Here is a 7,094-nt window from a genome sequence, read left to right on the forward strand (position 1 = left end):
AAAGCCATAAAAATTTCATTTTATGGTATCTGCGGTTTATACGAACGCTGTTTCAATGGGTGTCCAGCTGCTATTTGTATTTGAGGCTTTCCAGGCAAATGACGCTATGCCCTATCTGCCCATTGGTAATTTTATCAAAAAGATTTTTTCCAATAAAGAGAAAACTTAGCGAGGAGAAATAGCGAGGCACCACACTATCCGTGAAATAATTCGTACATTGAGATGGATGTAGCTTGCCAATAACTCATTTATTGGCTTCTGCATAGCATATAAAAAAACCTCATGACCAGAACTGAAATTTTTGGGTATACCCCAGATCCGGCATACCAAACCAGCGTGGCCTACTTTTCTATGGAGTTCGCCGTTGACCAATCTCTAAAGATTTATAGTGGAGGGTTAGGATTCCTTTCCGGATCCCATCTTCGTAGTGCATTTGAACTAAAACAAAATCTTTTAGGCATTGGTATGCTGTGGAAATATGGCTATTATGATCAGGTACGGGACCGCGATAGCCACATGGTTCCTGTATTTGTCCAGAAAGATTATTCGTTCCTTATCGATACAGGAATTGTTTTTTCGGTTCCCGTTCACAGTGCGGAGGTTAAGGTCAAAGCTTTTCTTTTGCCACCCGAAACCTTTGGTACAGCGCCTCTATTTTTGTTGAGTACCGATCTTGCGGAAAACGATGAAATAAGCAGAAGCATTACCCAACGCCTTTATGATCCAAACGAAACCACCAGAATTGCGCAATCGATTATTCTGGGTATTGGTGGAGGCATGCTTTTAGACCACCTTAACCTGCAACCCGACTATTATCATATGAATGAAGGGCATGCGGTAGCATTAAACTTTTACCTTTATTCGAAATTTAAAAACCTGGCGGAAATCAAAAAACGCATGGTCTTTACTACCCATACCCCGGAGCTTGCAGGTAATGAAGAACATAACTTTTCACTTTTAAAAGAGATGTCTTTCTTTTACCATTTACAGGATCATGAGGTGAAATTTTTGCTTGGACTTGAAGGAGATAAATTCAATTATACCATTGCGGCATTGAAATTTTCAGGTAAAGCAAACGGGGTATCCAAACTCCATGGAGTCGTTGCCCGCGAAATGTGGGGAGGCTATGATGGAATTTGCGAAATCATTTCGATTACAAATGCACAGAACCAAAAGTACTGGCAGGATAAAATCTTGGCACAAAGCCTAACCCAACATCAGCAGCAGAAGTTTATTGCCAGGAAAAAGGAACTTAAATCAGATCTTTTTAAAGAGGTAGCGGACCAAACCGGGAAAGTGTTTAATCAAGATGTGATGACGCTGGTCTGGGCACGGCGCTTCGCCGGATATAAAAGAGCGGATCTGATTATGCGTGACTGGAAACGCTTTGAAAACCTGCTGAATCATTTTAAATACCCAATACAAATTATTTGGGCAGGAAAACCTTATCCTGAAGATGCAGGAGCCAATCAAATTTTCAATTCCATTATAGACCGAACAAGGTCTTTTCCGAATTGCGCCGTATTGGTAGGCTATGAACTTGGTCTGTCTTCGCTTTTAAAGAATGGCGCCGATGTGTGGCTGAATAATCCAAAGATGTACCGCGAAGCTTCCGGCACAAGCGGGATGACAGCCGCCATGAATGGGGCAATCAATCTTTCTATACCGGATGGCTGGATCCCTGAGTTTGCCAAAGATGGCGAAAACTGTTTCCTGATTCTGCCTGCTGATGATTTATTATCCGATGAGCAGAAAAATGAAATCGAGAATATAAACTTGATGGATGTGCTCGAGGGAAAAGTATTACCTGCTTATTACGATGATTCAGCAAAGTGGTTTGAAATGGTCAAAAAGGGTTTTGAGGATGTGATTCCTGAGTTCGAATCATCACGTATGGCAAAAGCATACTATAGAGAGCTGTATAGTTGAAACAATTTTTATTGGTGGAATAATGATCTAAGCATAATGTATTGGTGGTGATGATAGTAATAATCTTATGTCATGACCAACCGCACCGGTTAGGGTGACAGCCGTCATTTAGTTTGGTTAACACTATGCCGACCTTTAGGTTCTACATAGTGCTTAAATCCAAAACAAATGAAATCCATTGTCATCATTAATGATCAAAGTCCGGAATCTGAACATGCCGCCGTATTTGCCTTGGTTATGGCACAACGTTTAGGGGTTAACATGATTCTGGCAAACCTACCGCTGTTGAAGTTAACCACAGCGGAATATGGATGGAAAGATACCGTCATAGAGGTTGATCAATCAGCCGCGGTTGATTCGAAACTAATGAAGAACCTTCTGGAAAGGAAAATGTTGCATCCCGGGTTCAAACCTTTGATCCAGGAAATGAATTTTTCATGCGAGACCGATGACCTGCTCAAATTGACAAGTGAGAACGAAATCATAATGGTCATTAAGGGCCTGGATGAATTTCTGCCACATGCGCTGCTCAATGTAAATCTTGCCATTAATAATCTGCTGCACAAACTCCGGGTACCTCTTCTCATTATCCCATCTTCATGGTCTGAGAATGAACTTCAGCGGATGGTTTACCTTACGGACTTACGTTTCTGCGGCATTCCGATAATGAAATTTCTGGCGCATCTCGCTACCTGCTGGGATGCTAACCTGGTGATCGCACACTCTTCAGCCAGTGGTATGCCTGAAATGGAAAGCCATCAGGCAGAGGAAGTATTCAACGAGGAAATCAGTTTGAACATATGCTATAAAAAGCTGTATCTAAATATCATGGTTCAAGGCAAATCCATTGATACGCTCGAAGTCGTAGTCGGCGAGATGAAAGCCGACCTTCTGGTAATGGTAGATCAGCATTTCCATTTCAACTTTTTATCCCAGCAGTATTTCAAGGACAAATGTTCCCTGTATAATCCTGTTCCAATATTAATCTTCCCTTCATAATTTATTCTCAAACAAAAGAAATGAATACTACAAACACAATTGACCCCACTTATATTCAGTATCACGCTGTTGCCAGACATTGGGCTTCGGATATCGATTTTTTTAAAATAGAGATTGTTTTCCTTCATCATTTGCTTGACGATCATTTCATGCTGCTCTCCGGTCCGGACTATATTGATAGCTTAAAAGGTATTGGTAAAAAGTTCCTGCAAATTGAAAAAGATAAATACCAGGCCGACAAAGAGTTAATGGACTATATCAAAATACTAGAGGGCCAGACGGAAAATCTGGTTGATGGTCATGGAGAACTTCTGGCTATTAAACATAAGCAGATGGAACACACGATGGTTCACTTGAACGCCACCTACAGGACGCTTAAAAAAGAACTCTTTGCTCTCGTTATTGCATTGATTCAGGATAGGAAACGCCAGGGCTTACCGGCAGCTTAAGCTGATGATAAAGGTCAGCCAATCAGCCGACCTTTATCATTTTGCAGCCCATGAATTAAGCTGACTTTTGATAATAATAGTTTTGAAGTAATAATTCTTCACTGGAATAAGGTTATTCAGAATCCACACCATAAGCAACCCATTAACATGAAAAATCAATCAATGGTTCAGATCCAGATAAAATGGCCGAAACTTATATTTATCCTTTCGCTGTTCTGCCTATTCTTGCACGCATCGATAAATGCATTTGGCCAGAATCCGGTTATCTCTTTTACAAAAGAAGGAGAGAAGATTCATGAAGTGATGTCGCAAGAAACCAAAAGGCAACTTCTGGAATGTAGGAACATGCTGAATTTCCCAGAATCGGTTGAGCGTTTTTACGCCGGCAAATTGTACCAGTTAGCCTGGGTAGCTAAATCAAATCATAACAGGCAGCTGGCGCCCGCAATGTTGATCCTGGATTGTGTAAAACAATATGGATTGACCAGGGATAACTTTCACGGCAACAATCTGCTTTATAAGCAGATCGAAATTTTTGCCCAGGAGCCTGAAATGCTTAGTGGCTCTCAACGTGCCATTTTCGATGTCTTAATGACTGATGCCATGCTGACTTTCATGAATTATCTCCACTATGGACAATTCAATCCTACCCTTAATCCCTTAATCGTTGATCAGGGTAAGTTAGGAGACTTCAATGCTGTGAATAAACTCTATACATTAATGGAAAGCAAGGACTTTTACAACGATATCGCCAGCGTGCAACCCTTGTCAAAAGAATATGATGATCTGCAAAAATATATGCATCTGGTTCGCGGCCAGTACTTGGAGGATAGCTATGAGTTCCCGGAGAAAAGCGTTCGCAAAATGACCATAAATATGGAACGCTTGCGCTGGAGTGACGCAAAACCTGGGCCAGTATTGAGTATTAACATCCCGGCGCAAACGGCTAAACTTCATCTATCACAATCAGTGAAGGAATTTAAGGTAATTGTAGGTAAGCCGTCCTCTCCAACACCAACATTAATAAGTACAATTACCCATTTTACTACTGCCCCTGAATGGAAAGTACCTTATAATATATTTGTTAATGAATTATTACCTAAGGCATTCCGGGACAGGGACTATCTCGAAAATAATCACTTTGCTATCTATGATGCTAAAGGGACCTACATCAACATCAACCAGAAGAAACTGGCCTATATCAAAGCCCATCCAAAAAGTTATTCGGCGAGACAAGCTTCGGGATGTGAAAATGCCATGGGCAAACTGGTATTCCGGTTTCAGAATCCATATCAGGTATTGCTGCATGATACCCCGCAACCCAAATTGTTCCTTTCTAAAAATAGGGCGCTGAGCCATGGGTGTATTAGGGTAGAAAATATTGAAACCCTTGCCGTAATTATTTTAACGGCAGATCATAGCAAAAATAAAATACAAATGATGCGCAAAGCCATTGCCAGCTATCAAAAGAAAAATTTCGTCCTCAAAACACCCTTACCCATATCAATTGACTACATTACTTGTGTCATGAGAGATAGCCAATTGGTCATCTTTGAAGATATATATACGCAAGACCGGGCGCTGGAAATGGCCATGTATGGTTATGAACGCCTGCTTGCTTCTGATCTAAAGATATCTTTAAAAGCAGTCAGTACTTTGCCCTAATTATATAGCGCCTTCATCAGCTGACCATTCTGAGCTAAAACTCCCCAGGCGTTGATGGTACATTTCATCTCCGCTATGCTGGGTGAATTCGATATTCAGCTGTCCTGTTTCCAACCCCAGAACTTCATTGCACATCTCAATAAGCGCCCTTGACAATAAAGTTCGCACATGCGCATCACGACCCTGGCGGATATCGCACATCATGATCGCTGCAGGCATCGGCTCATGATCACCGCATCTCCAGATTCCACCTTCACCCAGTTCACGGATGCTCACTGTAATCCTGTTCGCATCAGCCTTCATAATTTTAGCATAGGTTTCGCCTATCCGCTTAGCCAGGAGTTTCTTTGTGGCGTACGGATAATTCCTAATGACTTCGAGTTGTAAATAAGGCATAGCTAAGATGTTTATAACGATTAAACCTGCATTGGTTAGATCATTACAAAGTAGGGTGATAGGTAGCATTTTCTTGCTGACGGACATCACCCTCGAGCTTGATTGACATCATGGCATGCAGCTGAAAAGCTAAGCATCTTTACATCAATCCTAATTCAATCAGATATGCAAAACTACTCCGATACAATAGTTGAAGAAAATTTTAAATCAAGAACCGAACATGATAGCATGGGAGAGATTCAGGTTCCCCTGGCCCGTTATTGGGGTGCTCAGACAGAGCGATCAAGAAATAATTTTAAAATCGGTCCGCATGCCTCGATGCCCGCAGAAATTATTGAAGCTTTTGGCTTTCTTAAAAAAGCTGCAGCGTTTGCGAACTATGACCTTAATGTATTATCTGAAGATAAGCGGGATTTAATCTCGCGGGCTTGTGATGAAATCATTTCAGGAGCGCTTTCGGATGAATTCCCATTGGTCATCTGGCAGACCGGCTCTGGAACGCAATCCAATATGAATGCAAATGAAGTTATTTCCAATAGGGTTCATGTACTTCAGGGAAATTCGCTGGGCACAGGTAAGTTATATGTTCATCCAAACGATGATGTCAATAAATCGCAATCATCAAATGACACCTTTCCCACCGCCATGCATATTGCTGCATATAAAATTTTGGTAGATGTAACGATTCCCGGAATTCAAAAATTAAGGGATACGCTAAAAGCGAAATCTGACGATTTCATGGACGTCATTAAAATTGGTCGTACCCACCTAATGGATGCAACGCCATTAACCCTTGGTCAGGAAATTTCGGGTTATGTTTCTCAACTTGATCATGGGCTCCAGGCGTTAAGACACACTTTAGACCATTTATCCGAATTAGCTTTAGGCGGAACTGCTGTTGGAACAGGAATGAATACGCCTAAAGGCTATGATGTTGTGGTCGCCAAATATATCGCAGACTTTACCGGTTTGCCGTTTCGCACGGCGGACAATAAATACGAGGCACTATCCGCACACGATGCAATAGTAGAAAGTCATGGAGCTTTAAAACAGATGGCGGTATCCCTGATGCATATTGCTTCCAACATACGCATGCTCGCCTCAGGCCCCAGATGCGGAATCGGTGAACTGCATCTGCCGGAAAACGAACCGGGATCATCCATCATGCCCGGAAAGGTTAATCCAACACAGAATGAAGCGGTAACCATGGTTGCAGCCCAGGTGATGGGCAACGATGTTGCCATTACCATAGCGGGTTCCAATGGACAGTTTCAGCTAAATGTATTTAAGCCTGTTATGGCGGCCAATTTCCTGCAATCTGCAAGATTGATAGGAGATGCCTGCCAATCTTTCAATGAGCACTGCGCTGTAGGAATAGAGCCTAATTATCAAGGGATCAAAAAACATCTGGAAACTTCCCTCATGCTGGTAACAGCCCTTAACCCACACATTGGATACGACAATTCCGCCAAAGTTGCTAAATCTGCAATGGCTGAACATATTACGTTGCAGGAAGCAGCTGTCAGACTTGGTCTGTTAACCGATGCGCAGTTTGACCAATGGGTGCGTCCGGAGGATATGATTGGTACAATTAACCTGAATTCGATTAATTAAAATGCAAAAATCTGGTTTGATGATGATGTTTGATAGTTGATT

General features: G+C 41.9%; 6 protein-coding genes. 5 read left to right on the forward strand and 1 reads right to left on the reverse strand.

The window, feature by feature from the left end:
- Positions 1–282 precede the first annotated feature (282 nt).
- From glgP to OQZ33_RS23315, 4 genes are all read left to right on the forward strand, one after another.
- Entirely contained in the window at positions 283–1,929 is a 1,647-nt protein-coding gene (glgP, locus tag OQZ33_RS23300) for an alpha-glucan family phosphorylase (protein WP_265801925.1), read from the forward strand.
- Between the two features lie 168 nt (positions 1,930–2,097).
- A complete protein-coding gene (locus OQZ33_RS23305) occupies positions 2,098–2,928 on the forward strand; it encodes a hypothetical protein (protein ID WP_265801926.1) in 831 nt (276 codons plus the stop codon).
- A 20-nt stretch (positions 2,929–2,948) separates the two neighbouring features.
- A complete protein-coding gene (locus tag OQZ33_RS23310; protein ID WP_265801928.1) occupies positions 2,949–3,377 on the forward strand; it encodes a hypothetical protein in 429 nt (142 codons plus the stop codon).
- Positions 3,378–3,524: 147 nt separating this feature from the next.
- Positions 3,525–5,042, forward strand: coding sequence for a L,D-transpeptidase family protein (locus OQZ33_RS23315; RefSeq protein WP_265801929.1), 1,518 nt, complete (start codon positions 3,525–3,527; stop codon positions 5,040–5,042).
- On the opposite strand, the gene OQZ33_RS23320 is transcribed toward OQZ33_RS23315, so the two are convergent.
- Positions 5,043–5,438: a tautomerase family protein gene (locus OQZ33_RS23320; RefSeq protein ID WP_265801930.1), complete on the reverse strand. Its 396-nt coding sequence runs from the start codon at positions 5,436–5,438 to the stop codon at positions 5,043–5,045.
- 165 nt (positions 5,439–5,603) lie between these two features.
- Here OQZ33_RS23320 and fumC point away from each other — a divergent pair, with 165 nt between their 5' ends.
- A complete protein-coding gene (gene fumC / locus OQZ33_RS23325) occupies positions 5,604–7,052 on the forward strand; it encodes a class II fumarate hydratase (RefSeq protein WP_265801931.1) in 1,449 nt (482 codons plus the stop codon).
- Positions 7,053–7,094: the final 42 nt, after the last annotated feature.

Source organism: Pedobacter sp. MC2016-05, from assembly GCF_026239735.1.
GTDB lineage: Bacteria > Bacteroidota > Bacteroidia > Sphingobacteriales > Sphingobacteriaceae > Pedobacter.

Bases quoted from the DNA above. Each gene is read 5' to 3' on its own strand.
- glgP (WP_265801925.1), top strand. From the start codon at position 283: ATGACCAGAACTGAAATTTTTGGGTATACCCCAGATCCGGCATACCAA.
- OQZ33_RS23305 (WP_265801926.1), top strand. From the start codon at position 2,098: ATGAAATCCATTGTCATCATTAATGATCAAAGTCCGGAATCTGAACAT.
- OQZ33_RS23310 (WP_265801928.1), top strand. From the start codon at position 2,949: ATGAATACTACAAACACAATTGACCCCACTTATATTCAGTATCACGCT.
- OQZ33_RS23315 (WP_265801929.1), top strand. From the start codon at position 3,525: ATGAAAAATCAATCAATGGTTCAGATCCAGATAAAATGGCCGAAACTT.
- OQZ33_RS23320 (WP_265801930.1), bottom strand. From the start codon at position 5,438: ATGCCTTATTTACAACTCGAAGTCATTAGGAATTATCCGTACGCCACA.
- fumC (WP_265801931.1), top strand. From the start codon at position 5,604: ATGCAAAACTACTCCGATACAATAGTTGAAGAAAATTTTAAATCAAGA.